Genomic DNA, 26,999 nt, shown 5'->3' with positions numbered 1-26,999 from the left:
ATCAAATGCTGTCTTGTCTGTTTAAGCGGTAACCGCTATGGAAAACTGGTCCTACAAATTGATTGTATTTGAATCCGGCTTGGATTGCTTCAGATACAAAGACTTTAGCTTTTTTAATGGCTTCAATCGGTTCTAAGCCTTGAGCAATTCCGGCAGTAATGGCTGCGGCAAAGGTACAGCCGGCTCCGTGATTGTTGGCATTCTCAATTTTTTTAGAGGATAAAGTGAAGTACTCATTGCCATCGTAAACTAAATCGATGGCTTCGTCACCAGCGAGTGATTTTCCGCCTTTGACGACAACGATTTTAGCCCCTTTTTCATGGATGATTTTTGCGGCTTTTTTCATATCTTCCAGGTTGAAAAGAAGACCGATTTCAGCAAGCTGGCCAGCTTCAAATAAGTTAGGGGTGGTGACTGTAGCCAACGGAATCAGACGGTTCTTGATAGCTTCCACATTTTCAGGGTTCAATACTTCATCTTCACCTTTACATATCATCACGGGATCGACCACTAGAGCTGTTTCCGGGTGTTGTTCGACTTGATCAGCGATCGCTTCGACGACTTCTGCGTTAGGCAACATACCTGTTTTGGCGGCTCCAATACTGGGTCCGGCAAAAGCTGTGATGAGTTGATCCTTGACAACTTGGGCACTCATGGCTGTGACACCGTGACTCCAATTGTTAGCTGGATCCATCGTAGCAATGGTGGTTAAAGCAGCAATACCGTACGTACCGAACTCGGCAAATGTTTTTAAATCAGCGGCAATACCCGCACCGCCACTTGCGTCGTTTCCGGCTATCGTCAATGTTAATTTTGGTTGATTCATCATTTAACCTCCAAAGGTTCATTCATAGTGTTTTTAAGGTTGATTATAAAAGAAATAGTATTATTTCTTTACGTCATAAGTATAATGGTTATAGAGAGAATCTGCAAAATAATCTATAACTATAATTTGATTGTTTAGGAGTGGTCGGCATGGATGCCTTACAAGAAGTTGCTGAGTGGTTAGAATCGAGTCAGAAGATTGCTGTCATTACCGGAGCTGGAATGTCGACCGAAAGTGGGATCCCGGATTTTAGATCAGCCAAAGGTCTCTACAACGAACAGACAAATAAAGGCGTCCCCATGGAAGAAGTGTTGAGCGCACATTTTTTTGATAAGTACCCCAAGGAATTTTACCGCATTTACAAAGAAAAGTTACTTTGCCCGAGGGCTCTACCCAATAAGGGGCATCATTTTTTGAAACGTCTGGAAGATTTGGGATACGACGTGACGATCATTACTCAAAATATCGACGGCCTACACCAGAAAGCGGGCAGCGGGAATGTTCTGGAGGTGCATGGCAATGCCAGTATTGTGGTCACCCAATCGGGGAAACTGGCAAGATTTGATGAAACCAGTATGAATGAAGAGGGTTTAAGTGTCGATGGGGAGTGGGCACGGCCGGCTATTACTTTGTATGGCGAAGCACTGGATACAGATGTCCTCAATAAAAGTATCCAGGCGGTCAAAACAGCGGATATCTTGTTCGTTATGGGAACGAGTTTAAATGTCTATCCTGCAGCCGGTTTGATTTATGACTATACTGGAAGCAAAAGTGCTTTGATCAATAAAGGAGCGACACCTTTGAATGCGAATTTCGACTTTGTTTTTGACGAGACGATCAGCGGCTGGGTCGACGCTCTTTCCGCTCATCTGAGCGGCTAACTCGAGTAGGTGAACAGTCAGGATGTAGCCTATTCGATTAAGGAAATCGGATTTGTTATAATGAACAAAAATGAACGTGACCTAGGCAGGTGGAAAATATGATGATAGATAAAATAACGGAGATAATGGCGGGTCATCAGTCAAATGCCATTACGAAGCAAAAAAAATATGCGGTTCTGCTTCCTTTAGTCAAAGTGGATGATGCCATTCACGTGCTGTATGAAGTCCGTAGCAACCGCGTATCACAACCGGGAGAAACCTCTTTTCCAGGCGGAGCTGTTGAAGGAGACGAGTCATTCCTCGAAGCAGCCACTAGAGAAATGGAAGAAGAACTCGGGATCGAGAAAAGCGCGATACAGGTATTAGGAGAAATGGATTATATTGTAACGCAGACACACATCATAAAGTGTTTTGTAGGCTGGCTGCCCGACAGTGAGGTGGTCGATTTGAAACCGAATGAAGAGGTAGCGGCTGTTTTCACTATGCCGCTCGACTACTTTTTGAATCATGAGCCCAAATATTATGAAGTCAGGTTGAAGATGGAACGAGACGATAATTTCCCATTTGAATTGATCTCTGGAGGGAATCAGTACAAATGGCGTAACATCAATCAACGCATTCCGTTTTACGATTTAACGGATCATTACCTTTGGGGATATACTGCCCACATCACCCATCGGTTCAGTGAATTGATAAAAGAGGAAACAGCTGAGATAGAAAAACTAAAGTAATGAAAAGGATGGATAAAGTGATGGAAGCTGCAAAATCAATGATCACGTGTAACGAAACAAGAGTCGTGCAGACTCACCGTATTCTCCCGCCCGATTTAAACGATCACCAGACATTATTCGGCGGAAAGCTGATGAGTTACATTGACGATACGGCTTCAATATCCGTGTCCAGGTTTGCTCGAACGAACGATATCGTGACGGCTTCGATGGATGAACTGCATTTTATCCACCCTGTCAAACCGGGGCATTCCGTTTGTGTGGAAACGTATGTCACCGGAGCTGGCCACACGTCGGTCGAAGTCTTTGCGAAAGTTTTAGGGGAAGAGTTACTGACGGGTGAGCGGTATATAGCAGCCACCAGTTTCATCACCTTTGTCATTGTTGGACTAAGTAAAGACCAGACATTGCCACGTATCCATTCGGAATCAAATGAAGAACAGATGGTTTGTGGGGAATATCAGGACCGAAAAGAGAGACGTCTAGCCGATCGCTCAGCCAATGAAAAACTGGTCAAAGCTATTTCAATTCTGCCTCCATGGATCAGCAAAGGAAATTAGCTTTTAAATAGGGAAACAAAAAAACCACTAGAAAAAAACTAGTGGTTGAAGTTTGTCATGATTGAGTTAAGCTGTATAAAACTTTCCACTCAGTACACGTGAAATAGCCTCAGCCACACCGTTTTGGCGGTTGCTGGATGTTTCATATTGGGCGACCTCTTTTACTTCGGGTTCTGCATTGGCCATCGCAACCGAGTATTTTGCCCATTTCAACATGGATAGATCATTGATGTTATCGCCTAAAGTCATAACTTCATCAGCCTTGATGCCCAGTTGTTTGGCTAATTGAGAGACAGCAATGCCTTTTTGAGCACCTTCGTGGTTTATCTCCAAGTTCCGTTTGCTGGAAGCCGTGATCGCTAAACGCGGGACAGTGCGGTACAGATCGTCTTTCAACGGATCAAGCACGTCACGTCCTTTTTTTGAATGCACAGATACTTTAAGAATGATGGCACTGTCATCGTCAACAATTTCCTTATAGTCGTCGACGAAGTTGATAGCCATTATATCCACATGTGCAGCTGCTTTTTCTTGGGCTTCTTCGTAAGTGGTGTCAGGGCTCATATCGTACAACATGGCGGTCACCATTTCTAGCCGTTGTTCTTTACTGTCAGAAAAGATACCTTTGTTTGTCATGAGTTCTTCATGGATGTCGGTGTATTTTGAAAAAACAGACAGCACATTTCTTACCGTACTTTTTTCTAAGCCGCGGTTATACATGTTTTTGCCGTTCTCATCAAAAAGCTGCGCACCATTTTGAGCAATCAACGGACACTTTATACCGTTTTCTTCCAGCAGAGGGAATGCGAGCGGAAAGTCGCGTCCTGTAGCAATAGCAAAGTGAATACCTTCATGCTGCGCCCGCTTGATAGCAGAGATATTAGCTTGACTGATGTCCATTTCTTCATTTAGCAACGTGCCGTCCATATCAGAAACGATTAATTTTATCATACGTTGGTCTGCTCCTTTTTTTCTCGATCATACTCATCTATGAGTAGCATACCAAAAATGATTTCAAAGCGCATGACTTTAAATGAATTTCGTACACTTTTACATAACTTTTACATGAAAGGATGAAAACATGTCGACACCTATCACTAATGATTGGCGCCCAATTTTAGAAAAAGCAACAGCAAATGAATCATATAAGGAACTGAAAATGTTTTTGAAAGAAGAATATCAGACAGAATACGTTTATCCCAAAGAAGAAAATGTCTGGCAGGCTTTTGAATGGACCCCGTATCAGAAAGTGAAAGTCGTCCTGCTGGGCCAGGATCCGTATCACGGTGAAAATCAGGCACATGGCCTAAGTTTTTCTGTCAATCCCGATATCGCGATTCCGCCTTCACTGCGCAACATGTATAAAGAACTGGAAACTGATTTAGGCATTTCTCCCGTCTCCCATGGATACTTGAAGAAATGGGCAGAAGAAGGCGTCTTACTCCTCAACACGGTATTAACTGTTCGGAAGGGGACGGCCCATTCTCATCAGAACAAAGGTTGGGAAAGTTTAACAGATAACGTCATTCGGGCATTAAATGAACGAGATGAACCGGTCGTCTTTCTGTTATGGGGGAATGCAGCCAAATCCAAACGTAAAATGATAGATGAATCAAAACATGTGGTCATCACCTCGGTGCATCCGAGTCCGTTGTCTGCTTACAGAGGCTTTTTCGGATCAAAACCCTTTTCCAAGACAAATGAAGCTTTGGAAAAAATGGGGCAAGCGCCCATTGACTGGCAGCTTCCTGAAAAGCCGCAGTAAGTAAAAAGAGAAATAGCCAAGTCTGCTGTAATTCTTCGATTATAAGTGTTAAGATAAAGAGCGTATAAAAACAACTTTGGAGGGAAATCCTGTGGAATTATTTGACAGTTTAAAAAGTAAAATCAAAGGGAAAGATTTAAGAATCGTTTTTCCTGAAGCAAAAGATGAACGTATTTTAGGTGCTGTTGTTCGTTTGTACCATGATGATTTACTCACACCTATTTTGATTGGTGACAAGGACGAAGTATTAACGGTTGCCAAAGAACATGGTTTTGACTTGACGGGCATTGATATCATGAACCCGAATACTTACGATAAGTACGATGAAATGGTTGAAGCGTTTGTTGAACGTCGTAAAGGAAAAGCAACCGAAGAACAAGCAAGAGAACAATTGAGAGACGTGAACTATTTCGGGACAATGCTTGTATATATGGACAAAGCAGATGGTTTAGTCAGTGGGGCTATTCACTCTACTAGTGAAACCGTTCGACCAGCACTTCAAATCATCAAAACACGTCCGGGTGTCAGCCGTACATCTGGTGCCTTTATCATGTTACGTGGTCGTGACCAGGAAAAATATGTGTTCTCTGACTGTGCAATCAATCCGAATCCAGATGCTCAAGTCTTAGCGGAAATTGCAGTAGAAAGTGCCCGTACAGCTAAAATGTTCGGTATCGATCCTAAAGTCGCTCTCTTGAGTTTCTCATCTAGAGGTTCTGCACAATCTCCAGAAGTAGATAAAGTACGAGAAGCAACACGTATCGCTCAAGAGATGGCACCGGAGTTTGAAATTGACGGTGAACTGCAGTTTGATGCCGCATTTGTTTCCTCCGTAGCCAAACAGAAAGCACCCGATTCAAAAGTGGCCGGACAAGCAACTGTGTTCGTCTTCCCTGAATTACAATCAGGAAACATCGGCTATAAAATTGCTCAGCGTTTAGGCAACTTTGAAGCTGTGGGACCAATCTTGCAGGGATTGAATAAGCCAGTTTCCGATTTATCCCGTGGTTCTATAGAAGAAGATGTTTACAAAACAGCAATCATCACAGCTAACCAGGCACTACAAAACTAAACTCTTTCTGTAAGCGATGAGTTAAAATGTTTTTTTGATTCTGGAACTTTTATAAATAAAAAAAATTGCATTTCTATTCGTTGAAATTTAACGGATAGAATGCAATTTTTCTTTTTATTATTTTGTACCGAACAATCTGTCTCCGGCGTCTCCGAAGCCCGGGGTGATATAACTATGTTCATTTAAGCCTGAGTCGATTGCGGCTGTGTAGATCTGAACATCAGGAAAGGCTTTCTGTACAGCAGAAATCCCTTCAGGAGAAGCAATTAAACAACTTAAATTAATGTTTTTTGCATCGTGTTCAACTAAAGTTTGGATGGCAGCGATGGCTGTTCCGGCAGTAGCCAGCATAGGATCCACTATAAAAATTTCGCGCTTGTCTATATCCTTAGGGAATTTAGCATAATATTCAACTGCTTCCAGCGTAACAGGGTCTCTATAAAGACCTACATGTCCAACTTTTGCCATTGGGATCATGTTCAAAATACCGGTGACCATGCCTAATCCGGCACGCATTAAAGGGATAATAGCGATGTTTTTGCCACTTAATACATAAGATTTTGTTTTGGACACAGGCGTTTCGATTTCAATCTCTTTGAGAGGTAAAGAGCGGGTCATTTCGTAGGCCATTAAAGAGGATACCTCTTGAACTAATTCTCGAAATTCTTTAGAGCCCGTTTCCTTTTTACGAATCATCGTCAGCTTGTGTTGCAGTAGTGGATGGTCAAAAACAAATACTTCTTTAGTCACTATGATCTCTCCTTCTTTTTACTAAGAGTGTATGCTACAGTATAATGCAACAATACACAAGGAGAAATTTGAAAGTAGGTGCGCAGTTGAAAGTTACTATGCAGGAAATATTAAAGATGGATAGTTTTTTAAATGTCGCTGTTGTAGCGTTGCTGCAGTTCAACGCACAATTAATGGACTGAACTGCAGCTATTCAGAGGGCATATACAGTTCAGCCAGTTGGCCTGTGTGTAAACTAAATCTAACGATACGATAGTTGAAGTTCAGAAAGAACTATAGTGCTGAACTACACTCAAACGTCTGCTAAATAAAGTTGACTCATCATATTAGACACCGAACTAGTTCTATCCCCACTATAAATAAAGTTCACTCTACCACAACGGTACCAGACTCAAAATATATCACCCCAACGCATACAGAAGCACGATTATTCTTTTGAAATATCAAATATCGAATAATCTGGCCTGGCCAGATTAAACATCTTTTATTTAAATCAATGACTGGATACTTTCTTTCGAGCAAGGAAGCATACTTAAATAAGGATGGCTGTTCGCCAACTTACATGCTTTTTATTAGATGAAATGATTTTTACAATGGTATACTTATTAATGATAGTAAGCCTTTTCAAAACAAGCTAAAGAGGAGAATACATACATGGCTGATTATATTATGGCGATAGACCAGGGTACAAGCATTACTCGAGCAATTATTTTCGATAAAGACGGTGAACCGCGGTGGAAAGCTCAAAAAGAAATCAATCAGTATTTCCCCGAACCAGGATGGGTCGAGCATGATGCCAATGAAATTTATTTAAAAACCCTTCAAGTCGTTGCCAGTGTCATGATCGAAGCAGAAATAGAGGCAGACGAGCTGGACAGTATAGGCATCACAAATCAGCGGGAAACAACGGTTATTTGGGACAAGGAAACAGGCGAGCCCATCTATCATGCTGTCGTCTGGCAATCCAAACAGACTTCAGAGATAGCAAATCAGCTGATTCAAGACGGCCATAAAGAGATGATCCATAATAAAACGGGACTAATCATAGATTCCTATTTCTCGGCAACGAAAATAAAATGGATATTAGATAAAGTGGAAGGGGCAAGAGAACGGGCCGAAAAGGGTGAGCTTTTATTCGGAACGATCGATACGTGGTTACTCTGGAAATTGACAGGTGGAAAGGTTCACGCGACGGACTATTCCAATGCCAGCCGTACTATGCTTTACAATATTTACGATTTGAAATGGGATCAGGATATTTTGAAATTGCTTGATATCCCGGAAAATATGTTGCCTGAAGTCCGTCAGTCTTCCGGGATATTTGGAGAGACCATAGATACCATATTCAAAGGAGTCAGTGTGCGGATCGCCGGAATTGCCGGAGATCAGCAGGCAGCTCTCTTTGGTCAGACCGCTTTTGAAAAAGGAATGGTTAAAAATACTTATGGCACCGGGGCATTCATTATTATGAATACCGGTAAAGAACCGATCCAGTCAGAAAATGGCTTATTGACGACTCTGGCGTATGGGCTTGACGGTGAAGTGTACTATGCACTTGAGGGAGCGATTTTTGTGGCGGGATCAGCTATTCAATGGCTAAGAGATGGCTTGCGTATGTTTAGAAAGGCATCTAAAACAGAAGCGTTTTCGACACGTGTAGAAACGACGGATGGCGTCTATGTGGTCCCGGCCTTTACTGGCTTGGGCGCACCACACTGGGATCAGGATGCAAGAGGGGCAGTGTTCGGCCTGACGCGGGGCACTGAAAAAGAGCACTTCATCCGTGCAACATTGGAATCTTTGGCCTATCAGACCCGTGATGTCGTGGATGCGATGAATGAAGATGCCGGACTCAAGACCGAAACCATGCGTGTGGATGGTGGAGCAAGCATGAATGACTTTTTGATGCAGTTCCAGTCGGATATCTTGAATGTCACCATCGAACGCTCTAAAATCATGGAAACGACAGCCTTAGGATCCATCTACTTGGCAGGTTTAGCTACCGGTTTCTTTAAAGACTTAGACGAAATCAAAATGAAATGGGAAAAATCAGCTACCTTTGAACCAGAGATGTCAGAAGAAAAACGCGAAGACCTTTATGAAGGCTGGCAAGCTGCCGTAACCGCGACGCGTTCATTTAAATTCAAGCCAAAAAAATAAATGCTGAAGAATAGTAGGCGTGTAATTCTAGAGATAGAATCGCTGAGTGTATGTATTTTGGAGCTCATAATAGGAACCAAAAGATCTAACACTTTAAAGATAGGCTACTTGATCTATTGATCATTGATGGAAGCATTACAGGGCAGGGCTTACAGCGGGTCTTAACCAGTTCCTAAAATTCATGTTATATTTTGTCAAAAAAAAGAACCCCTTAAAGTTAGATTTCAAGTCTGACTTCAAGGGGTTTGTATCATTAAGGCCAATCTCTTTGGTGTGGGCTAGTATTTTTTCTTGAATATAATTCGATTTATTTGAGTGCACGATTTTTACCAGTGTGACGCATCGGTCGGTTGATTGAGGGCTTCTATCCATTGCTGATCAACGATTTTTAATAATGTTAATGATATTCCTTGCATATTGTAAGATGTTAAATGAGTACCAACTTTTACAAAAGAAATATCAAGTTGTTCCATATTAAATAAACGTCTCAGGTCATTTGCAAAAACATATTGTTCCATCAATGGAGTAGAGCCAAGCCCGTTGACTAAGAGTGCGTATTTTTCATAAGGAACCCAATTGTTAAGTCGTCTGAGCTTATTTATCAGTTCAATCGCTAACTGTTCTGAAGAAATATAGGGTTCCTTCCGGTAACCTTCTTCTCCGTGTATGCCTACACCAAAATAAACTTCATCGTCATCAAGCGTATAGGAAGGAGTCTCGTTTCCAGGCAATCTGGCCGGAGTCAACGCCACCCCTAGCGTATAGAGATTATCAATTACATTATTACCGATAATTTTTAAATCAGCTAATGCCACTCCCTCTTTTGCATAGGATCCAACTATTTTATGTACTAAAATAGTACCGGCAACGCCTCGGTGTCTTTTTTTATAGGATATGTCGTTTTCGATAGAGTGATCATCGGTCACGATAATCATTTCTACGATATGACCTATTTGCTCCGCTTCTTTTTTTGCTTGAGAGAAAACAGCGATATCGCTGGCAAAATTCTTGACTATCAACAAGACGCCTTTTCCAGCATCTGTTTTCTTGATCGCTTCTAATATAGCTTCCGCAGAGGGTGGAACAAACACCGCACCATTTACGCTCGCTGTTAACATGCCATCTCCTACGTACCCAAAGTGGGCGGGCTCATGTCCGCTTCCGCCACCACTAATTAGCGCAACTTGACTTTTATTATTTCTATGTATAATTCTATATTTCGAGTCATAATTGATGAATTGTTTACGTTCGAAAAAATAGCCTTGAAGCATTGCCTCTACATTATGTTTCGGGTTATTTTGAATATATTTCACTTTCAATCACTCCTTATCATGCATCTTGTTTAATAAATCGGTGTACATATATTCTGCCATTGCTTCTGGAGAAATCTCGCAGCCAGATTGAATCCAGTCTTTAATGACTCCAACTAGTCCATGACTTAAAAAACTGGTAATGAGATTCCTGTTTTCCAGGTTTTCTTTGTCTGCAGTATGATAAATGTCATCGAGTGCTCGGGAGAACAGTGATTTCAAGTTGGAGTATAAATACTCTATAAATCCATTTTGCTCAGAAACAGCTAAAGCATTCTTGTAAAAGTCTTGTTCTCTGTCAAAATAAATAAATATCTGCTTCATAATGATGTCCCAGCGTTCATAACCAATCAAATCGCTGATGTTTTCCTTACTTTCCGTTTTGAAAACCCATTCCAACAACTCATATTTATCTTGAAAGTGATAATAAAAAGTCTGTCTTCTCATATCAGCAGTTTTCATGATTTCGCTGACAGAAATTTTTACAAAAGACTCTTTTTGCATCAACGACTTAAAAGCATTTGCAATAATTTTTTTGGTGATCAGTGATTGGTCCATTCAAATCCCCCTCGTTTAGTATAAACGATACAATAGTAATTAACGAGGGTCTTGTAACAATGTTTTTGACAGATTATTGAAATTGTCCGTTTTATTATAAGCGCTTTCATACTATAATGAACTTAATCCTTTCATATTCAATATAATCTGAAAAGGAAAATCTTTAGGAGGTTTTAGAATGGATAAAATATTTGTCAGTCCAAGTCGTTACATTCAAGGGAAAGATTTAATGCACCATGCCGGTCAGTATATGGAGCACTTCGGTAAACAAGTCATAGTCTTAGCGGATGAATTTGTGCAGGATCTTGCAGCCAATACATTGATTGAGACTTTATCAGATACTTTTACAATAACTAAGGTGACCTTTAATGGTGAATGTTCAATGAAAGAAATTAATCGTATCAGTGAAATTGCCAAAGAAAAATCTGTTGATTTTGTCTTGGGGATGGGCGCGGGTAAAGCGCTGGATACTGCAAAAGCTGTCGCAGATAACATGAAGGTCCCTGTCGTTGTTTTTCCAACGCTTGCTTCAACGGACGCACCGACGTCAGGTTTATCAGTGGTTTATACGGAAGATGGAGCTTTTGAACAGTACTTATTCTATAAAAAGAATCCGGACTTAGTATTGATGGATACTAAAATCATCGCGGGTGCCCCAGCGCGTATGCTAGCTTCAGGTATTTCTGATGCCATGGCTACCCTGGTTGAAGCCCGTGCTGTGAAACAGAAAAACGGGAACACAATGAGTGGCGGTAAAGCAACGATCGCAGGTTATGCGATTGCAGAGAAATGCGAGGAAGTTTTATTCGATTATGGCGTACTAGCCTATGAATCCAATAAACATAAGGTAGTTACACCGGCACTTGAAGCGATCGTTGAAGCAAACACGTTGCTTTCAGGTTTAGGTTTTGAAGATTCTGGACTTGCCGCAGCACATGCCATCCATAATGGCTTTACTGCTGTCGATGGCGACATCCATCATCTATCCCATGGTGAAAAAGTTGCCTATGGAACGTTGACCCAACTTGTACTTGAAAATAAAACGATCAAAGAAATCGATCGCTATCTCGAGATGTATGTCGCTCTGGATCTACCTGTAACATTAGAACAGATGCATCTGGAAGATAAATCATATGAAGAATTGCTGGCAGTAGGGAAATCCGCAACAAAAGAAGGAGAAACGATGAGTAATATGCCATTTACTGTCACTCCTGAAGACGTCGTGGAAGCTATCCGAGCAGTCGATGTATACGCAAAAGCTTACCTAAAAAGAACAAAATAAATCAAGTTGGGAGTGATGCTATGCATAGGATGATGTTCCTATCGTCTAGTGTCACTTTTTTCGTTGATGTAAAAAAGTGAGAAGTCGAAAAAGTATAGGTTGGATTGCAAGAAAAATATCCAACCAATGAGCGAAGACAAGGAGGAAATAGAAATTGAAAAAAATTATAAATGATTCGAGTAGAGTGGTAGATGAAATGATTGAAGGATTCTGTTTTGCTCATCAAGAACTGGTGAAGAAAATTGATGACTATCGTGTGATCGTGAGCAGAGACATTGAAAATCAGGTTGGGCTCGTCAGTGGTGGCGGAAGTGGACATGAACCCGCTCATGCAGGTTTCGTTGGTGAAGGCATGCTTTCCGCAGCCGTTTGCGGCGAGGTATTTAGCTCCCCGACACCAGATCAAGTACTAGAAGGGATCAAAGCAAGTGATAACGGACAGGGCGTCCTTCTGGTCGTGAAAAATTATACCGGTGACGTCTTGAATTTTGATATGGCCAAAGAATTAGCTGAAATGGAAGATATAGCAGTGGAAACGGTGCTGGTTGATGACGATATTGCAGTTGAAGACAGTACTTACACCGCAGGGAAAAGAGGCGTCGCCGGAACCATTTTTGTCCATAAAATCCTTGGAGCATATGCCAGACAAGGAAAAACTTTAAAGGAATTAAAAGAGCTTGGAGATGACCTGGTCGGACGGATAAAAACAATTGGCGTCGCTTTGACTGCTGCAACTGTCCCGGAAGTGGGCAAACCTGGTTTCAACCTGAAAGCTGATGAACTGGAGTATGGTGTAGGTATCCACGGTGAACCTGGTTACTTGAGAGAAACGTTGAAAACCTCTAAGGACATTGCAAAAGAACTTGTGGAGAAATTGTCCCAGTCATTCACGTTTAAAGAGGATGGACAATATGGAGTATTAGTCAATGGCTTAGGTGCCACACCGTTGATGGAACAATATGTATTTTTAAATGATGTCAAAAAGGAACTCGCTGAATCGAACATGCAAATTGCTTATACAAAAGTGGGGAACTATATGACGTCTCTCGATATGGCAGGATTATCGTTGACTATTATCGAGTTTAGCGGGACGACTGAAATAGCTGCGTTGAATGAAGAAGTAACCACACCAAGCTGGGGATAGGAAGGAATGAACAGAAATGACATTAACAACTGACGAAACAAGACAATGGTTACTTGAATTCAGTAAAAGGATTCAAGAGCAGAAACAATATTTAAGTGACCTCGACCAGGCAATTGGTGATGGAGACCATGGTTCCAATATGGCACGAGGGGTAACGGCGGTCGAAGATATGATCAAGGATGACAGTTTGACAAAACCCAGTGAGGTGATGAAAAAAGCTGCAATGGCGATGATAAGCAAGGTCGGTGGTGCGTCAGGACCTTTGTACGGTTCCGCATTTTTAGACATGTCTAAAATAATAGATGAAGAAAGTCTGCCTGAAGTTGTGGAAGCCGGGTTAAACGCGATCAAGAAACGTGGAAAAGCTGAGTTGGAAGATAAAACAATGGTCGATATGTGGGGACCCGTTGTGGAAGCCTTGAAGACAGATACATTGACACAAGCATTTATTGAAGAAACGATGGAAGCAACCAAACCACTGAAAGCAAAAAAAGGACGCGCTTCTTATTTAAATGAACGTTCGATTGGTCACCTGGATCCAGGAGCAGTATCCAGTGGTTATTTATTTATCGCTATGATTGAGGAGGTTGGGAAAAATGACTAAATCGTTTGGTGTTGTTCTTGTTTCTCATGTTGAAGAGTTAGCTTTTGGTTTATACAAACTTGTCAAAGAGGGCGCAGCTGATACGTCAGTGACGTATACAGGTGGAACAGATGAGGGTGGTGTAGGATCAAGTTTTGATAAAATCATGAAAGCAGTGAACGATAATGAAGCAGATGATATATATGCTTTCTACGATTTAGGAAGCGCAAAAATGACTTTGGAAATGGTCAGTGAAATGAGCGATAAAAATATAGAAATAATGGATTGTGCTTTTATTGAAGGCGCGTATACGGCGGGGGCCCTCATTCAATCAGACAACAAAAAAGAAGTGATCGATGAACAGTTGAAGCCGCTTATAATTAAGTGAGCAAAGGTATTGTAATACTTTTAACGCAAAAAAACGGGACAGTCATTAAATTGACTGTCCCGTTTTTTTATTTGATTAGTAAGATACGAAGTCGAAAAGTAGTGCCACGAGTGCAAGCCCAATAGCAGTGATACTCATGCGTTTGATGTCTGCTTTTAAGAAGAAACCAATAATACCTAAAACAATAGCGACAATAGCCATAATTGTTGTTTGCCAGAAAAAGCCGACAATTGCTGCTAAAATAGCCACCCAAGCTATAACAGTTCCTATTAAATTCATATTCATTCGTTTAACGCCTCCTTATCTTGTGATAGTGATAAGTTACACAAATCGTTTTCATTATAAATTTTACCATAAATGGCATGATCTGTGCTACACTAGTGTCCAATAATACAGAAAAAATGGAGGGTCATGTGATGGAATGTTATAGTCACAAAGTACAATATTACGAAACGGATCAAATGCAGATCGTTCATCATTCGAATTATATCAGATGGTTTGAAGAAGCACGTACATATTTATTGGATGAAATCGGATTCAGCTATCAACGGATGGAAGACGAGGGCATCATGATACCGGTCTTAGCGGTCAATGCGGAATATAAATCAATGACCCGTTTTGGTGAAACAGTCTTGATCGAAGCGGCAGTCAAACAGTTTACCGGTATTAAACTGATTATGGAATATACTGTACGCGATAAAGAAACCCAAGAAGTTCGCTGCGTAGGTGAAACGAAGCATGCATTTATAGATGAAAAAACCTACCGTCCCATGTCGCTTAAACGTAAACATGTAGAACTGTATGCGTTGTTTAATGGATTATTACAGGAATAGAGGTTGTTCAGACAATGGAGTTGATCTTGAGTGTTGGACCTCAGGCTGCAGGGAAAATGACGAACTCACAGGCAGAAAAAAACTGAGTCTGTCACTTCGGAAACAAAACGATGAACTCACGCGTAGAAAACAGTTGAGTCAGTCATTTCGTGAGTAAAGCTTATAATTGATTTAAAGGTAAGATATTCGTCAAACAATAAAAGCCCCTATTAAAAGGAAAAAACCGGAAGAATCCTCATTTAGTGCTGACCCCTAAAAGTTAGAGTTTTATTACACAGCTAAATCCTACCTTCTTCAACTTTTACGAGTTTGATCCATTTAAACTGTAAGGAGATAGATCAAAGCACCATTTCGATCAGGCTTCCTGGAATCAGGAACGGACTGATTAGCGATAATGATTTTTCGCTAAACGAGAATGGAAATAACCAGAAAAGCTGGTTTAATTATCTCGCTTTTGCTCAATTAATAAGCGAAAGATGATTATTGAAAAGCTATGAGAGTACATTCGTTTATTTGTTAATTTAAGAATCTAAATTAAACTTTAAGAGCCCTTAAGAGGCGTATATATTCAGTAGCCCCAATTGTTATATATAAAGTAAAGAAAGCTACTGACTCGATATTTCTTATCATGTTTAGTATTGTAGAATATTCTTTTTGAATACGCAAAAGAACCTCCCGTTTTGGAAGGTTCTTTTCATTTTTCTAATTAAATTGGGTTATCTAAAAATCATTCCTCCGTCTGATATAATCGATTGACCTGTGATGTAATTAGAATCTTTAGAAGCCAAGAATCCAACAAGATTTGCGACATCTTCTGGCTCCTGTGTTCTTCCTAATGCAATGCCACTGGCATACTTTTCAAAGGCTTCTCCTTTTTTAGTTCCCATGTGTTCCATCATTTTTTCATCTAATCTATCCCACATACCCGTTCCAGCTATTCCAGGACAGTAGGAATTAACTGTGATTTTGTCAGGAGCCAGTTCTTTAGCGGCTGCCTGAGTTATACCTTTCACTGCAAATTTAGAAGCGCTGTATGGAGAAAGCATTTCAAATCCTTCATGTCCAGCGATACTACCGGCATTGATTATTTTACCACCTTCACCTTGCTCTTTCATCTGGTTTGCAGCTGCCTGAATACCGTACAGGACTCCTTTGACATTGATATCCAGAACAAAATCGATATCTTTAGGCTTCAAGTGAGTGATAGGAGCAACTGCACCTTCCACTCCCGCATTGTTGATAAAGACATCTAATCGACCAAACTTCTCGACTGTATATTTAACTAAATTATTCTGATCTTCTAGTTTAGATACATCTCCTTTAAATGTTTCGATAGCAAATTTATCTTTTGAGAATTCTTCTTTTGTGTTTGCTAAAGCCTCTTCATTTAAATCACTGATGACTATTGAAAAACCGTCATTTGCTAGTCGCTGTGCTATTCCTTTTCCTAATCCTTGGGCTCCACCTGTAATTACTGCTACTTTATTAGTTGACATTAAAAATTACCTCCCATAAGTGATAGTTTAGCTAATCAATAAAAAAGAATCAGTTTTCACCGCCTAATTCTACTGACTACTTACTGACAACACCATACATCTAAATTTAGTTAATTTCAATTCAAACATCACTTCGTCTCATACAAGGGGTTGGTGCCTTTCAAAAAGGATTCTTCCGGTTTTTCTCATTTAAAAATAACTCATCGATTAACCGCACTAATCTTTACGACTAAATCGTTGAGTTTTTTTGTCGGAATGTTTCCATCCCTTATTGATGGTTAAAGTAAACTGCTAGCAACTTCTTCAACATCAGAAACGAGGGAAAGACCTATCGCTTTAATCGTCTAAAACACCTGTCTCAAGCAGAGCAATGAAAAGATAGGCACTTGATTGAGCGCCCGGATCGACATAGCCAATAGAGCCGTCGCCAATGAAAGACGCGCGACCTTTAGTTGCTTTCATTTCTTTTGTATCAGTTAGGGCCTCATCGATAACGTCTTTTGACAATGTCCCATCTTTTAAAGCGTCAACACCATGTGTCCACATATCGACCATTGTTTTTTCTCCTGTTTTTGCTTTGCCGCATGTACTGATTCCGTCTAAACCGGCAGATACAATGTCAGAAAAATCAGTGGATTCTTTTGCTTTTTTGGCCATCTCAATAAAAGCTGATCCATAAAGCGGACCGCTCGCACCACCAACTTTACCGACAAGAGCCATACCGACTTCTTTAAATAAATCTGCCAGGTCATCATAATCTCTGGATTCAAGTTTATATTTCAGCGCTTGAGCACCGCGGTTCATATTACTTCCGTGATCCCCATCTCCGATAGCGGTATCTAACTGATTTAAATGTTCTCCGTTCTCTATAACTTTCTAACCAAATAAAAGCAACCCACTTTTCGCTTTCTCTATTTCTGTCATGTTAACGAACCATCATTTCAATTTTCATATCAAGGATTTGACTTTTTTCGCTGTTTGGCCAACTTCAGCTGCAGCGCCAATTTTTTTGAGCATAAACGAATCGCTTTAACATTTCACCTCGGACTTGATCCGGTTGATTGACTATGTTTTCGGTTTAAACGTGCTTTTCCAATTCATTTTCTTCACTATAATTGTACCCGTTGTGAGAGGTAATTCCTAATTATTCACTTTAGCAGTGTAGATTTGTTATACTTAGATAACTTTAGAAAATACTAGAGATATAAGCGAGGAGAGTAGCAGTGAAAACACTTATTATTTTATCTCATCCAACTGTGGATGAATCAAGCAGTCAACAATTTTTGATGCACTCTTTGCCCGAAGACGAAAATATCACGGTACATGTGCTTGAACAAACGTATCCAGATGGCGTGATCGATGTAGAGAAAGAGCAGGCGCTCCTGCTAGAGTATGACCGCGTCCTTTTTCAGTTTCCATTTTACTGGTATTCTTCGCCCCCTTTGTTAAAAAAATGGCAAGATGAGGTACTGACAGATCATTTTGCTTTTGGCTACCGTGGAAACAAGCTTAATGGAAAAGAATTTGGACTGGTTTTAGTTATCGGCCTGCCCGAGAAAGAATACCAAACCGGCGGACAGGAAGGGTTTAGTATCAGTGAGTTGACCAAACCTTATCAGGCAATGGCGAGAAAAACAGGGATGACTTATTTGAAACCATTAACCATCTTTCAGTTTCCTTATCTGACAGAAAAAGAAAAGATGTCACTGCTTGTTGATTATCAGCAGTACGTCAGTTTGAAACATCCCGTTTCATTGAAAAGAAAAGAAGCGTGGATACTTGACCAATTAAAAAATACTTCAAGAGAAACATTGCCGACAGAAGGGACACTTTTCATTCTTGAGGCTGTCAGCGAGGCTATTGAAGATAACCGGATGGAACTTGATGAGTTGAGTCTACATATCGATAACTATGATGTATAAAGGAAGAAGAGTGAACGTATGGAAGACAAGCAATGGTTGATGAATCAGTTGGAGAAATTATTTGAAGAAAGTCGGGATTACAAGCAAAAAGCACTTCTTCAAGCGACTAAAGAACTGCTGCAAGAACAGGAAAAGCGGAGAGAACAGCTGCAGGGAGAACTGGATGGTACGCTTTGGAGTCCGGGGAATTGGAATAAATAAACCTTTTTCGATCAATTTATGAAAAATCAGTCCTAAGACCGTTATTATGAATACCTATCTTTTATATACTAGTATCAAGAGAAAAAAATGGAGGACGTACTGATGAGAAAAGGTTGGTTAGGTTGGGGGCTCTTCGCATTGATTTTAGTGACGTTTCGATCCCAAACGGTGTATGCAAAAGACAATGAATTGGTTGAGATGGCAGTTTCTGTCGAATTGCTGGAAAATGGAACGGGTGTGATCACTGAACGCAGACGTGTGATCTTGGAAAGCGGGACAGAAAACTATATCGTGATTCAAGAAGAAGACGGGTTAGAAGTGATCGACTTTCAAGTAGAGGGCTTGACTGAGGACGATGAATGGGACTCGGAGCGCTCGCGAGAAGAAAAAGCCGGGACTTACGGCATCTTGGAAACACGTGATGGCGTCGAACTTGTCTGGGGCATAGGGGATTATGGTGAACAGTCTTACACACTGTCCTACACTGTAACCAATATAGTCAGACAATTAGATGACGGTCAGGCATTATTTTGGGACTTTAATAGATTTGGAGAACTGGAACCCGAGTATTTAACGATCGAAATTAACGGACCGCAAGCCTTCACCGAAGAACACACGCGGCTTTGGGGATTCGGATATCAAGGGAACGTCCAACTCGACAATGGTGTGTTGCGGTCTTATTCAGAAGGCGGTGTCGAAGCGAATCGTCCCGTAGCGGTCTTGATGCATTTTTTGAATGATTCATTTATTCCTTCCTATTACGTAAACGAGACCCTGGCTGAACAGCTTGAAAGGGCCGAAGCCGAAACCACTCGAGGTGGAACGGAAGATGATTTTGACAGCTCCATTCTTATCGGCTTATTCGGAACTTTGCTGGCGGGGTTCGGCGCCTTCATATTTGCTTTGTTTAAAATTGATGCCAAGAAGAAAGAAAAAGGAAAAGTGCCGACGGGTTATGCACAGCGTAAACGCAATAAAGGATTGATGCATACAGTTATTCCTTATAAAGACGGCGAACTAACAGACATAGTATTTTTTCTACAACAGCTTCAAAAAGGGACATATGAACAGTACATCTTTGCTTATCTATTAAAGTGGTCGAAAGAAAAAGTCATTTATATTGAGACGGATACAGCAGAGAAAGGCAAAAAAGAACGCACACTGTTGACCTTTTTTCCTAAAGCCTTTCAATTGAAGAGAGAGAACAGTTTCAACTCTTCACAGTTCGAAAATGACTTGTGGGAACTGTTTTTGAACGCGTTGAATGACAATAACCAGATAACAAATAAAGAAATGACCAATTGGGCCGAGAAAAATGGCGAAAAACTGTATGCCTTGCAGCAAAGTCTGCTGGATGAATCGGAAGCCGTCTTGATAAAAGAAGGCTACTTGATAGAAAAAGAAGTGCACTTCTTTAAAATGAAAATACCGTTCATGAGTACGACTAAAAAAGGTCAGAAATTATATGATCAGTTGACTCAGTTTGAAAACCATATTAAAGCCTTGGAAAAAGATGCGTCACTTTCTTACCGTCAGTTGATCGAAGAAAAAGATTTCCTGATCTGGGCAAGCTTATATGGAAAAGAGGAAAAGATGATCGATCAGTTAGAAGAAGTTGTTCCGGAATGGACAAACCAGGAAGTTGAAGGACTGCCGTACTTTTATTCCGGTTATTACGGCCTGCATATGATGTCAGCGAGCGTTCATACTGGACTTTCCAATGGTGGGTATACGAACACCGGTGGTACAGGTGGTGCAACGTCTATCGGTGGCGGTGGTGGAGCTATCGGAGGCGACGGCGGGGGCGTCCGATAACAAGAGAACTGAACAATATATTCAAAGTAGAAAGCCTTTAAACAGGTTCTGTTTAGAGGATTTCTACTTTTTTTGTTGAGGGAAATATTACCTCATATAGAACAAGAGCAGTTTCCGTCAACTTCAACGAAACATTTAGTTGTTATTTTGTTTTTTTCAAAAACAGAATAAGCACTAACATCATAATCTGGTTTGTGTTATATTCTTAGATATTAGTATACAAGTTAGCGATTACATAAAGGAGTTAGACTATGCAAAATATAACCTTACAAGATCAAACGTACGAAAAATTACGGGAAATGATCATAAAAACAGATTTATATCCAGGTCAAAAAATCTCGGAATCAAAATTAATGGAGTTATTAGGCGTTGGCCGCACACCTATTCGGGAATCGCTCAAACAATTGAAGAAACAAGGACTAGTATATACATTTCCTCAATCGGGGACCTATGTTTCAAAGATTGATATGAGCCAGGCCGTTCATTCACGTTTCGTCAGAGAATGTGTGGAGAAAGAAGTCATGGTCGAATTAAGTGCCAATATGGATAAAAAAGCCGAGCAACGGTTACAGGTTATTTTGGATGATCAGAAGGTGGAATTCGAAAAAGGAAACATCTCCAGCTACCATGATTTAGATAATGAATTCCACCGCGCATGTTATGACATTGTCGGAAAAGGTCAGATATGGAACTGGATCAAAGAGTTTAGTGTTCATTTGGATCGCTTCAGATGGTTACATTTAAAAAACATTACCTTTGACTATAACCCGATACTGGAAGAACATAAAGAACTTTTACGTGCGATCAAATCAAAAAAAACGGAAGAGGTAAAAGATCTAATTGTAAGTCATATTCACTTTATGGTGCGTTCTCAATCCAATATCATCGAGAAATACCCTGAATTCTTTTTAGAAGAAACTGTTCAGGATCTAAACGAAGCGCACTACGATATTTTATAAGAAATGATAGTATGAATGTGATAAATAGACAGATAAAAGACTATTATCATTTATTTTCAAATCGTGCAAACAAAATTTTAAACAACACGCCAATGGTCCGATTCGGTGAAGGTGAAGAATTGGTCGGTGGCTTACTATTCTTGACTGATGAAAAAACAGCCAGTTTTGTCAATGGCGTCGTTTGACCGATTGACTGCGGATTTAAAGCAGATTCAGGCGTTTAAGTCTCTTGTACTATTAAAAAAACGGCCTCTTTTTTCAAAAATATCTTGGGGCAATCTGGAGGGTAAAAATGGATCAAAACTATTTAAACTTACTTAGAGAAAAATATTCGACACCAGAAGCGGTCTACACTGAACTCATTAACCTGGAAGCCATACAGAACTTACCTAAAGGGACAGAGTTATATCTTTCGGATGTTCATGGGTCTTCTCAGGCGTTCGAACACATTTTGCGTACTGGGGCCGGTAATGTTCGGGAAAAAATCGAAAATCACTATGGGGATCAGTGGACGACCGAACAGAAAGACTGGTTTAGCCTGCTTATTAGTTATCCGAAATATGCGCTGAAACATGATCATTTTGAGGTCGTTAAAGATGATGAATGGTATGCAGATACGATCATAAATATGGTGGAATTTATGGGTTTTTGCGCGGTCAAGTATACACGGTCAAAACTTAGAAAAGCCCTGCCCGAAAAGTACACCTATATTATCGAAGAACTTTTATACACGGATTTTAATCAGAAAAAAAAGAATTTGTATTATAAAAACATTCTGAATCGGTTGATAAGTCTGAATCAGGCAGAGTCTTTTATTATCGCCTTGAGCGAAGTCATTCAGCGGTTGGTCATCGATCATCTGCATTTAGTTGGAGATATATTCGATCGCTCGAGCGGGGAAGACCGTGTGATGGAGAAACTGATTAAACATCATTCCGTCGATGTGCAGTGGGGAAATCATGATTTGCTATGGATGGGTGCACGTTTCGGTTCCAACGTAAACTTGATCACACTCTTGCGCATTGCAGCACGATATGGTTATTTATTTGAGCTGGAAAAAACATATGGCTTGAATTTGAGACCCCTTTTTCTGCATGCAGAAGAAAATTATAAAGTGTCTGACGCATTCAAACCCAAAGGGTCTAAAACAGCTTCTTTATTGATAGAAGAGAGTGAAGAACTGCTGACCAAAGCACATCATGCTTTGGCGGTCATTCAATTTAAACTGGAAGAACAGATCATCGAAAGACGACCAGAGTTTCAAATGTCCAAGCGATGTCTTTTAGAAAAAATAGATAAAGAGAAACAGGTTGTTGAAATTGATGGAAAGAACTGGTCCTTAACTGATTTTCCATATAATCAAATTAGTGAAGAGCAACCTAATCAGCTATCCAGTGAAGAGGAACATATTGTCAGTACTTTGATTGACAGTTTTCAGCGATCCGTGAAAATTAAAGACTATATTACTTTCCTGCTTGAAAAAGGAAGAATGTATCTAATCTATAATGGTCATTTATTGTATCATGGGTGTTTGCCGATGGATGAAAATGGCGATTTTCAGTCGATTGAACTTGAGGGTAATAAAGTAGCTGGAAAAGAAATGCTGGACACCTTTGACCAATACGTCAGAAAAGCAGCCAAATCACCTCACACTAGTGATGATTATGCGACAGATGTCCTATGGTATGCGTGGGCTGGTGATAAATCACCTTTATTTGGCAGAAATAAGATGACGACATTTGAGCGGTATTATATAGATGATACTGAAACACACAAAGAGGAACGAAATGCTTATTTTAGTTTAAGAGAAAATGAAAAAGTAGTCGAAAAAATATTGCATTCATTCGGACTGGAAAACACAAGTGCTAAAATAGTGAACGGACACACGCCTATAGAAGTGAAAAAAGGGGAAAGTCCAATTAAAGCGGGCGATCGTTTAATTGTCATCGATGGCGGTATGAACGAAGCTTACCGGGAAGCAACGGGGATCGCGGGTTACTCATTACTAAATAACTCATATGGGTTTCAAATCGTGACACACCAGCCCTTTGAAGCTGTCTCAGAGTTGTTCAATCGGGGGAAAGATGAAACAAGCTTGAAGCATGTGATAGATGGAAAATTAGAAAGAACATTGATCAAAGATACAACGATCGGACTAGCCATCCAGAAACAAATCGATATATTACTGGAAGTTGTTCAATACATTGATTCACAGGACACATCGATAGCGGACTAAATGAGTCTTGAAAAAGCGATAAATTTGATAGAGCTCATTTTAAGGGAGCTTTATGCTGATATGCAAGTAGAAAGTAAATAGGAGGAAATCATGACTAAAAAACAGAAGATTTTATCTCAATTAAAAGATAATTACTTATTTGCTGTGATTCGAGGTAATTCAGCAAAAGATGCAACAATGATCTCTGAAGCCATTTATGAAGGTGGTATAAAAAACATTGAAGTAACTTTCACAACACCTCAAGCGGACGATTCAATTAAAACATTGGCGAAACAATTTGCGGATACGGATATGGTCGTCGGTGCCGGAACAGTTATGGATGCCATCACTGCACGTATTGCCATCATTGCCGGAGCAGAATTCATCGTCAGTCCGAACTTTGTCCCGGAAATATCATCCATCTGCAACACGTATGCAGTTCCTTATCTGCCAGGATGCGGCACAGTAACAGAAGTCGCGATGCCATGGCAACGGGTGTTGAAGTGGTTAGAGTCTTCCCAGGAGGAAATTTAGGCCCTGCATTCATTAAAAATGTGCACGGTCCTATTCCGCATGTGGAAATGATACCTTCAGGTGGTGTAAGTCTGGACAACATGGATCAGTGGATGGAAAATGGTGCGTGGGCAGTCGGGATTGGAAGTGCATTAACAAAAGATTTGAAAGAAAAAGGATATGTTAGTGTGACTGAAAATGCTCAGGCATTTGTCGATAAATATCATGACTTAAACTAGGATGTGCAAAATGGCTAGTGTTGTATTAATTGGAGAATCGATGGGCTTATTTAGTGCCCAGGAGTATGGCGCAGTTAAAGATGTATTTCGTTTCAATCGTTCTGTGGCGGGAGCAGAACTGAATGTAGGGGTTGGATTGTCAAGTCTCGATCATACGGTTAAGTATGTGACGAAATTAGGTAGAGATCCCATTGGAGAACACATTTTAGATTTTCTGAATGCAGAAAAAATAGACACCAGTCATGTGCTTTTTTCAAACGATCACGAAACAGGTTTGATGCTGAAAAATAAAGTAAGTGACGGAGACCCAATAACAGCTTATTACCGGAGATGCAGTGCATTTACAACTTTATCAGTGGATGATATCAAAGAAGTGGATGTTTCATCTGTCAAACTCCTGCACGTTACGGGGATCCCGCCGGCAGTCAGTCATAACGAAAAGTGTTGCTCATGGAGCCTTTGTCACTGAAAAAGGCAAAGACACAATAAACGTTAAAGGATTTAAAGTCGATAAAGTCATAGATACGGTCGATGCCGGAGACGGCTTTGCGGTTGGGATCATCCACGCCTACTTGGACGGATGTTCCTGGACTGAAGCGGCAGTCTATGCAAATGCTATTGCTATTGGATCACTCCAAGTTCAGCACGCAGGAGATAACGAAGGCTTACCGACAAGAAGTAGACTTGAAAGTTATATCGAGAAGTATAAACAGTAAAGAAACGACTTGACGTCTTAACGTACTGAATAGCAGAAATAAACATATATATTTTATTTATAATGCTCGTCAGACTGAATCGTTCTTTTTGGTTAATCTTTCTTCTTTTGTTATGGTAATAACAGAGAGAAAAATTAAAGGAGCGATAATGATGAATGTATTAATTGTTGGAGCAAATGGTCAAATCGGGCAACATTTAGTGGATGAATTAAAGGATGAAGGCAAACACACGCCGATCGCTTTTGTCAGAAAAGAAGAACAAGTTGAAAAATTTAAAGAAAAAGGTGTCGAAGCTAGACTAGGGGACTTGGAAGGTACCGTTGCTGAAATTAAAGAAAGCATGCATGATGTTGATGCGGTGGTCTTTGCGGCAGGTTCGGGCGGAAGTACCGGAGATGATAAAACACTACTTATTGACTTGGATGGAGCCGTCAAAGTAATTGAAGCCACTAAAGCCAGCGGGATCGAGCGTTTCGTCATGGTAAGTGCATTTGGCGCCGCCGACCGAGACCGATGGAGTGAAGAACTTAAACCTTATTATGTGGCCAAACATTTTGCGGACATGTGGCTGATGGATTCAAGTCTCAACTATACTATTGTACGTCCGGGCATGCTGGAAAATAAAGAGTCCATTGGTAAAGTTCTCATAAAAGACGCCATTACAGATACTGAAGTATTTAGCGTTCCGAGAATTGATGTCGCTAAAGTGATTGTGTCTGCATTAGATAACGAAAAAGCGTACCATAAATCATTTGATTTAGTCACCGGTGACGATACAATTAACGAGGCATTAAATAAACTTTAAATAAACCTAATAGCGATCAATTGATTTAGGCTTATCGAAAAAAGCATTGCCAAAGAGACATTAGGCAGTGCTTTTTTGCTCGAATAGTCAAAAAGGAACGTTGGTGGTATACTATATTTGCATTTAGACTAAAATATTGACCTAAAAGGAGAGAATAAATATGATCGAACAATTAAAAAGAGGAATCATTTACGTGGCGGCATTAGGTGCCTTGTCACTTGTGCCCATGTCAACGGTAAACGCAGCTGAAGGAATTGATACAAGTGTCGTCGATGAAGCCTGGGGACTTCCTACATATGTGTATGGTGGCGGTCTTGATGAAACGCAGGTTGCAGAAACAGCCGATTTACTGGGTATCGATGACATGGAAAATGTAGCAAGTGTTGATGTGACCGGTGAAGATTTGCAGAATTATCTGGGTACCGGATCGGGAAACACAGCGAGCATGATTTCCTCAGTGTTGGTTCAACGTGAAGGTGAAGGAGACGGCGTGACTGTTCTCATCGAAACGCCAGACGATATTACTCAAATTACTGAAGAACAGTACGCCAATGCTGCAATAACAGCTGGTGTGGAAGATGTAACGATCATGGTCGCAAGTATTCGCCCGGTCACAGGGGAAAGCGCCTTGACAGGTATTTATAAGGCCTTTGATGTAAACGGTGAAGAATTGGATCAGGACCGTATGGAAGTGGCTCAGGAAGAACTTGAAACAACGAATAATATCGCACAAGAAAATGCGGATAATGAAGAATTTGATACCTCACGTTTTGACCAGGCGATCGTGGAAATCAAACAGCAATTGGCTGAACTCCGTGAGCGTCAAGATGAACTGGCAACCCGTGAGGATATCGAGCGCATCATTAATGACGCACTGGAAAATAATGACCTGCAGAACGTTATCAGTCAAGAACAGATCGACCGTTTGTTGGCTTTCTTTGAACGCTATCAGCAAACCGGCGCGATCGATTCCGAACAAGTTAAAGAACAGCTTGAAAACCTATCGAATAATATAAGAGATCGTTTCGGAGATGTCTGGCAAGATGCAGAAGACAGCGGTTTGATTGATCAAGTTGGAAACTTTTTCAGACAAATTTGGGAAGCAATCAGAGGATTCTTTGATTAAAATTTAAAAAAAGACAGAATCACAAAAATAAACTGGATCCTATAAAGTAGACGCTTAATAAAGCACCCTACTTTTAGGACCCAGTTTTTTGTTGTTTAAAAATTGAAATACTCCCTCTGATATTGGTAAACTACAGATAACTATTGGGTTTG

General features: G+C 40.5%; 28 protein-coding genes and 2 pseudogenes. 22 read left to right on the top strand and 8 right to left on the bottom strand.

Annotation, left to right across the window (positions count from 1 at the left end; all coding sequences use genetic code 11):
* Window position 1: 1 nt before the first annotated feature.
* Window positions 2–826, bottom strand: coding sequence for a bifunctional hydroxymethylpyrimidine kinase/phosphomethylpyrimidine kinase (gene thiD, locus AX762_RS02245; RefSeq protein ID WP_371261623.1), 825 nt, complete (start codon window positions 824–826; stop codon window positions 2–4).
* Between the two features lie 149 nt (window positions 827–975).
* Here thiD and AX762_RS02240 point away from each other — a divergent pair, with 149 nt between their 5' ends.
* The 3 genes from AX762_RS02240 to AX762_RS02230 all read left to right on the top strand — a co-directional run bounded on the left by AX762_RS02240 (window position 976) and on the right by AX762_RS02230 (window position 2,995).
* Window positions 976–1,707, top strand: a complete 732-nt coding sequence (locus AX762_RS02240; RefSeq protein WP_071847537.1) for an NAD-dependent protein deacylase — start codon at window positions 976–978, stop codon at window positions 1,705–1,707.
* Between the two features lie 98 nt (window positions 1,708–1,805).
* Complete coding sequence (locus AX762_RS02235; RefSeq protein ID WP_083432753.1) at window positions 1,806–2,438, top strand: CoA pyrophosphatase; 633 nt, start codon at window positions 1,806–1,808, stop codon at window positions 2,436–2,438.
* 20 nt (window positions 2,439–2,458) lie between these two features.
* On the top strand, window positions 2,459–2,995 hold the full coding sequence (locus AX762_RS02230) for an acyl-CoA thioesterase (protein ID WP_256244358.1): 537 nt from the start codon (window positions 2,459–2,461) through the stop codon (window positions 2,993–2,995).
* Window positions 2,996–3,061: 66 nt separating this feature from the next.
* On the opposite strand, the gene AX762_RS02225 is transcribed toward AX762_RS02230, so the two are convergent.
* Window positions 3,062–3,946 (bottom strand): Cof-type HAD-IIB family hydrolase, encoded by an 885-nt coding sequence (locus AX762_RS02225; protein ID WP_071847534.1) that lies wholly within the window; start codon window positions 3,944–3,946, stop codon window positions 3,062–3,064.
* A gap of 130 nt (window positions 3,947–4,076) precedes the next feature.
* On the opposite strand from AX762_RS02225, the gene AX762_RS02220 reads away from it, so the two are divergent.
* Together AX762_RS02220 and pta are read left to right on the top strand one after the other, a co-directional pair.
* Window positions 4,077–4,760, top strand: coding sequence for a uracil-DNA glycosylase (locus tag AX762_RS02220; protein WP_071847533.1), 684 nt, complete (start codon window positions 4,077–4,079; stop codon window positions 4,758–4,760).
* Window positions 4,761–4,851: 91 nt separating this feature from the next.
* A complete protein-coding gene (pta, locus tag AX762_RS02215; protein WP_071847532.1) occupies window positions 4,852–5,832 on the top strand; it encodes a phosphate acetyltransferase in 981 nt (326 codons plus the stop codon).
* A gap of 117 nt (window positions 5,833–5,949) precedes the next feature.
* On the opposite strand, the gene upp is transcribed toward pta, so the two are convergent.
* The gene (gene upp / locus AX762_RS02210; RefSeq protein ID WP_071847531.1) at window positions 5,950–6,582 is read right to left on the bottom strand and encodes a uracil phosphoribosyltransferase; all 633 of its coding nucleotides are present in this window, start codon (window positions 6,580–6,582) and stop codon (window positions 5,950–5,952) included.
* Between the two features lie 654 nt (window positions 6,583–7,236).
* Here upp and glpK point away from each other — a divergent pair.
* Entirely contained in the window at window positions 7,237–8,742 is a 1,506-nt protein-coding gene (glpK, locus tag AX762_RS02205; protein ID WP_071847530.1) for a glycerol kinase GlpK, read from the top strand.
* Window positions 8,743–9,068: 326 nt separating this feature from the next.
* Here glpK and dhaQ read toward each other — a convergent pair whose 3' ends face one another.
* The gene (gene dhaQ, locus AX762_RS02200; protein ID WP_071847529.1) at window positions 9,069–10,055 is read right to left on the bottom strand and encodes a DhaKLM operon coactivator DhaQ; all 987 of its coding nucleotides are present in this window, start codon (window positions 10,053–10,055) and stop codon (window positions 9,069–9,071) included.
* Between the two features lie 6 nt (window positions 10,056–10,061).
* Window positions 10,062–10,610 carry a dihydroxyacetone kinase transcriptional activator DhaS gene (gene dhaS / locus AX762_RS02195; protein WP_071847528.1) on the bottom strand — a complete coding sequence of 183 codons (549 nt, stop codon included), beginning with the start codon at window positions 10,608–10,610 and terminating at the stop codon, window positions 10,062–10,064.
* A gap of 178 nt (window positions 10,611–10,788) precedes the next feature.
* On the opposite strand from dhaS, the gene AX762_RS02190 reads away from it, so the two are divergent.
* The 4 genes from AX762_RS02190 (at window position 10,789) to dhaM (ending at window position 14,007) form a co-directional block, all read left to right on the top strand.
* Window positions 10,789–11,892 (top strand): glycerol dehydrogenase, encoded by a 1,104-nt coding sequence (locus AX762_RS02190; protein WP_071847527.1) that lies wholly within the window; start codon window positions 10,789–10,791, stop codon window positions 11,890–11,892.
* A 154-nt stretch (window positions 11,893–12,046) separates the two neighbouring features.
* Window positions 12,047–13,036, top strand: a complete 990-nt coding sequence (gene dhaK, locus AX762_RS02185) for a dihydroxyacetone kinase subunit DhaK (protein ID WP_071847526.1) — start codon at window positions 12,047–12,049, stop codon at window positions 13,034–13,036.
* Window positions 13,037–13,052: 16 nt separating this feature from the next.
* Entirely contained in the window at window positions 13,053–13,640 is a 588-nt protein-coding gene (dhaL, locus tag AX762_RS02180) for a dihydroxyacetone kinase subunit DhaL (protein WP_071847525.1), read from the top strand.
* Window positions 13,633–14,007 (top strand): dihydroxyacetone kinase phosphoryl donor subunit DhaM, encoded by a 375-nt coding sequence (gene dhaM / locus AX762_RS02175; RefSeq protein ID WP_071847524.1) that lies wholly within the window; start codon window positions 13,633–13,635, stop codon window positions 14,005–14,007. Before dhaL (AX762_RS02180) ends, dhaM begins: the two co-directional genes overlap by 8 nt.
* Window positions 14,008–14,082: 75 nt before the next feature.
* Here the strand turns inward: dhaM and AX762_RS02170 are convergent, their stop codons facing one another.
* The gene (locus AX762_RS02170; RefSeq protein WP_071847523.1) at window positions 14,083–14,292 is read right to left on the bottom strand and encodes a hypothetical protein; all 210 of its coding nucleotides are present in this window, start codon (window positions 14,290–14,292) and stop codon (window positions 14,083–14,085) included.
* Between the two features lie 131 nt (window positions 14,293–14,423).
* Between AX762_RS02170 and AX762_RS02165 the strand changes: the two genes are divergently transcribed.
* Window positions 14,424–14,840, top strand: a complete 417-nt coding sequence (locus AX762_RS02165; RefSeq protein ID WP_083432752.1) for a thioesterase family protein — start codon at window positions 14,424–14,426, stop codon at window positions 14,838–14,840.
* Between the two features lie 716 nt (window positions 14,841–15,556).
* Here AX762_RS02165 and AX762_RS02160 read toward each other — a convergent pair.
* Both AX762_RS02160 and dhaL (AX762_RS02155) read right to left on the bottom strand, forming a co-directional pair.
* Entirely contained in the window at window positions 15,557–16,336 is a 780-nt protein-coding gene (locus AX762_RS02160; protein WP_071847522.1) for an acetoin reductase, read from the bottom strand.
* Between the two features lie 336 nt (window positions 16,337–16,672).
* A complete protein-coding gene (dhaL, locus tag AX762_RS02155) occupies window positions 16,673–17,206 on the bottom strand; it encodes a dihydroxyacetone kinase subunit DhaL (RefSeq protein ID WP_143139261.1) in 534 nt (177 codons plus the stop codon).
* A 353-nt stretch (window positions 17,207–17,559) separates the two neighbouring features.
* On the opposite strand from dhaL (AX762_RS02155), the gene AX762_RS02150 reads away from it, so the two are divergent.
* The 11 genes and pseudogenes from AX762_RS02150 to AX762_RS02110 all read left to right on the top strand — a co-directional run bounded on the left by AX762_RS02150 (window position 17,560) and on the right by AX762_RS02110 (window position 26,847).
* Window positions 17,560–18,258, top strand: coding sequence for an NAD(P)H-dependent oxidoreductase (locus tag AX762_RS02150; protein ID WP_071847521.1), 699 nt, complete (start codon window positions 17,560–17,562; stop codon window positions 18,256–18,258).
* 18 nt (window positions 18,259–18,276) lie between these two features.
* The gene (locus AX762_RS02145; protein ID WP_071847520.1) at window positions 18,277–18,459 is read left to right on the top strand and encodes a hypothetical protein; all 183 of its coding nucleotides are present in this window, start codon (window positions 18,277–18,279) and stop codon (window positions 18,457–18,459) included.
* 102 nt (window positions 18,460–18,561) lie between these two features.
* Window positions 18,562–20,274: a DUF2207 domain-containing protein gene (locus AX762_RS02140; protein ID WP_071847519.1), complete on the top strand. Its 1,713-nt coding sequence runs from the start codon at window positions 18,562–18,564 to the stop codon at window positions 20,272–20,274.
* 251 nt (window positions 20,275–20,525) lie between these two features.
* Window positions 20,526–21,233, top strand: coding sequence for a GntR family transcriptional regulator (locus tag AX762_RS02135; protein WP_071847518.1), 708 nt, complete (start codon window positions 20,526–20,528; stop codon window positions 21,231–21,233).
* 62 nt (window positions 21,234–21,295) lie between these two features.
* Window positions 21,296–21,418: pseudogene (locus AX762_RS12520) on the top strand (D-mannonate oxidoreductase); the annotation flags it as partial.
* Between the two features lie 107 nt (window positions 21,419–21,525).
* Window positions 21,526–23,469, top strand: coding sequence for a fructose-bisphosphatase class III (locus tag AX762_RS02130; protein ID WP_071847517.1), 1,944 nt, complete (start codon window positions 21,526–21,528; stop codon window positions 23,467–23,469).
* Between the two features lie 90 nt (window positions 23,470–23,559).
* A pseudogene (locus tag AX762_RS02125) lies at window positions 23,560–24,200 on the top strand (bifunctional 2-keto-4-hydroxyglutarate aldolase/2-keto-3-deoxy-6-phosphogluconate aldolase).
* Window positions 24,201–24,210: 10 nt separating this feature from the next.
* A complete protein-coding gene (locus AX762_RS02120; protein ID WP_256244357.1) occupies window positions 24,211–24,669 on the top strand; it encodes a PfkB family carbohydrate kinase in 459 nt (152 codons plus the stop codon).
* Window positions 24,578–24,916, top strand: a complete 339-nt coding sequence (locus AX762_RS13060; RefSeq protein ID WP_256244356.1) for a carbohydrate kinase family protein — start codon at window positions 24,578–24,580, stop codon at window positions 24,914–24,916. The genes AX762_RS02120 and AX762_RS13060 overlap by 92 nt, the downstream gene beginning before the upstream one ends.
* Window positions 24,917–25,064: 148 nt before the next feature.
* Window positions 25,065–25,721, top strand: a complete 657-nt coding sequence (locus AX762_RS02115) for an SDR family oxidoreductase (RefSeq protein WP_256244355.1) — start codon at window positions 25,065–25,067, stop codon at window positions 25,719–25,721.
* Window positions 25,722–25,881: 160 nt separating this feature from the next.
* The gene (locus AX762_RS02110; RefSeq protein WP_071847515.1) at window positions 25,882–26,847 is read left to right on the top strand and encodes a DUF1002 domain-containing protein; all 966 of its coding nucleotides are present in this window, start codon (window positions 25,882–25,884) and stop codon (window positions 26,845–26,847) included.
* Window positions 26,848–26,999: the final 152 nt, after the last annotated feature.

Origin of the sequence: Alkalibacterium sp. 20 (assembly GCF_001885615.1) — a bacterium.
GTDB lineage: Bacteria > Bacillota > Bacilli > Lactobacillales > Carnobacteriaceae_A > Alkalibacterium.
The sequence above is the reverse complement of the archived record's forward strand: the minus strand, read 5'-3'. Positions and strand labels throughout refer to the sequence as shown.